Source organism: Asanoa iriomotensis, from assembly GCF_016862515.1.
In the GTDB taxonomy this organism is placed as follows: domain Bacteria; phylum Actinomycetota; class Actinomycetes; order Mycobacteriales; family Micromonosporaceae; genus Asanoa; species Asanoa iriomotensis.
The window spans coordinates 1-2652 of the sequence record NZ_BONC01000168.1; the positions used below are offsets into that span (position 1 = coordinate 1).

The window sequence follows — 2652 nt, forward strand, 5'->3', positions numbered from 1 at the left end:
CGCGGTCCCACCCGCGCCGCAAGCAGTCCCACCGGCACCGCACGCGGTCCCACCGGCGCAGCACGCGGTCCCACCGGCGCCGCAGCCGGTCATGCCGGCGCCGCACGCGGTCCCACCGGCGCCGCAGCCGGTCATGCCGCCGGAACAGCCGGTCGCGGCGCCGAGACAAGTCCCACCAGCGGCCGAGCCGCCGGCGCAGGGGAACCCGGCGCCCGCACCAGGTGAGATCGCGCCCGGTGTCGTCGAGGTGCCGCAACAAGGCGTCTACCGGATGCCGACGCCGTCGGTCCCGCCCGCGACCGCCAGCCCGCGCACCGAGTGGGCGCCGGACGGCGCGGTGCCGACCGCCGACGACTTCGCCCGCCGCCGGGCCATGCGCGCGCCAGATCCGGTGGCCACGAGCGGCGTGCGCGCGGTGCTCAACCGCTCCTCGATGGGCCTGGTCAAGCTGCCGCCCGGGGCACACGAGCGCGAGCGGCGCCAGGAGGTCGACACGATCCGCCGCAACTTCGGCGGCCTGCGCCAGGTCACGGTGGTCAACCCCAAGGGCGGCGCGGGCAAGACCGTGGCGATCCTGCTGCTCGCGATGACGTTCGGCCAGAAGCGCGGCGGCTACGTGCTGGCCTGGGACAACAACGAGACCCAGGGCACGCTCGGCATGCGCGCCCAGCAGGACTTCCACAACCGCACCGTGCGCGACCTGCTGCGCGACCTCGCCCAGTTCCGGGGGGCGCAGGGCCGGGTCGGCGACCTCTCGCAGTACGTGCGGGCGCAGGGCGAGGGCATGTTCGACGTGCTCGCGTCCGACGAGTCGGCCACGGCCGGCGAGATGCTCACCGCCGCCGCGTTCGCGCACATCCGCGACGTGGTCAGCCGCTTCTACAAGTTGATCTTCGTGGACACGGGCAACAACGTACGCGCGCAGAACTGGCAGGCCGCGATCGACGCGACCGACCAGCTCGTCGTGACCATGTCAGCCCGCAACGACTCCGCAGAGACCGCGGCGCGGATGCTCGACCACCTCGAGCAGACCGGCCGCCACCGGCTCGTCCGGCAGGCCGTCACCGTGGTCTCGATGCCGCCGTCCCGCCGCGAGATCGACCTGCCGCCCATCGAGAACCACTTCGCGGCGCGCACCCGGGCGGTGCTGCTCGCGCCCTACGAGCGGTTGATCGACACCGGCGAACCGCTGCAGTACGGCAGCCTCAGCCGTGAGAGCCGCGACGCCTGGTTGAAGATCGCCGCGGCGGTCGCCGAGGGCCTCTAGCCGCCCAGGGCGTCGGCGGCGGCCGGGTCGCAGTCGCGGACGAACTGGGCGCAGCGCGCGGCCTCGTCGGACTCGCCGATCTGGTCCGCGGCGCGGGAGAGCACGTAGAGGCTGTGCAGGAAACCCCGGTTGCCCTCGTGCGACCACGGCACCGGGCCATGCCCCTTCCAGCCGTTGCGACGGAGCTGGTCCAGGCCGCGGTGGTAGCCGGTGCGGGCGTACGCGTACGCGGTGACCGCGCGACCCTCGTCGAGGGCCCGCTGGGCGAGCGCCGCCCAGGCCGCGCTCGACGTTGGGTGCTCGGCCGCGGCGTGCTCGTAGGCGGCGTCGCTGCCGTCCTTGGCGGCCGCCTCCAGGGCGGCCTCCGCCGCCTCGTCAACCGGGAGCAGGGTCGCCGGCGGCTCGGGCATCAGGTTCTGCATCAGCACATTCAACCGTGGCTTGCGCGGAGGACGGTGACGCAACGAGTGAGGCTTTCGTCACGCGTGCGGCTCTCGCGTACGTTGTCTTCCGTGCCGACCCCACCTCCCGCCGACATCACCGCCCTGCCCGACTCGACCCCGAACGAGATCGAGTCGCGGGCCGAGCTCGACCAGCACCTGCGCCAGGGCAGCCTCGCCGGCCTGACCGTGCAGGGCCTGCGCCTCGACCTGGACCCGATCCCGGAGCTGGCGGGCGTCGACGTGACCGACACGCTGTTCGTCGGCTGCCGGTTCGCGACACCGCAGGTCGAGGCGGCGCTGGTGCTCGGCGGCGCGCACGTGATTCCCGGCTTCCCGGCGCTGCCGTACCCGAGCCACCCGTCCCGGCTCTACACCCCGCAGGACCTGTCGGCCGGCTTCGCCACGGGCGGCTTCGCCGGCATGTACGACACGGTGGTCTACGAGCACTTCCGGGCGGCGGGTGGCGCGACCCCCGAGATCCGCGAGGCGCTGGCGCAGCGGCTGCACGACCACGCGATCGACAACGGCCTGGCCGACGTGACGAAGAGCTGGATCGCCGAGCACGGCGCCGACACTGTCGTCGGCGTGATGGGCGGCCACGCGGTGCCCCGCGGATCGGCGCCGTACCGGCTCGCCGCCACCCTCGGCTGGGAGCTGACCCGGGCCGGCCAGCTCGTGGTGACCGGCGGCGGGCCGGGCGTGATGGAGGCGGCGAACCTCGGCTCGTACCTGTCAGGTCGCTCGGAGCAGGACCTGACCAGCGCGATCGACGAGCTGGCGGTGGCGCCCGACTTCCTCGACCACGACCCGTTCACCGCCGCGGCGCTGCGGGTCCGCGAGCGGTTCGCGCCCTCCGGCGACGACTGGGCGCGGCAGGGCGGCCTGGCGATCCCGACCTGGCTCTACGGCCACGAGCCGGCCAACCTGTTCGCCGGCCGGATC

The 2652-nt window shown here is 74.1% G+C and carries 3 protein-coding genes; 2 read left to right on the top strand and 1 reads right to left on the bottom strand.

Annotated features, from left to right (window positions below):
• Positions 1-1267: MinD/ParA family ATP-binding protein (locus Air01nite_RS40755; RefSeq protein ID WP_505606730.1), on the top strand; the 1267-nt coding region annotated here is incomplete at its 5' end.
• On the opposite strand, the gene Air01nite_RS40760 is transcribed toward Air01nite_RS40755, so the two are convergent.
• Positions 1264-1689: a DUF3151 domain-containing protein gene (locus tag Air01nite_RS40760; RefSeq protein WP_203708884.1), complete on the bottom strand. Its 426-nt coding sequence runs from the start codon at positions 1687-1689 to the stop codon at positions 1264-1266. The genes Air01nite_RS40755 and Air01nite_RS40760 overlap by 4 nt on opposite strands.
• A gap of 90 nt (positions 1690-1779) precedes the next feature.
• On the opposite strand from Air01nite_RS40760, the gene Air01nite_RS40765 reads away from it, so the two are divergent.
• The coding region (locus tag Air01nite_RS40765) for an SLOG cluster 4 domain-containing protein (RefSeq protein WP_203708886.1) at positions 1780-2652 on the top strand (873 nt) is incomplete at its 3' end.

What these genes read in the sequence shown, in the direction of transcription:
- Air01nite_RS40760 (WP_203708884.1), bottom strand. Translation starts at nt 1,689, where the DNA reads ATGCAGAACCTGATGCCCGAGCCGCCGGCGACCCTGCTCCCGGTTGAC.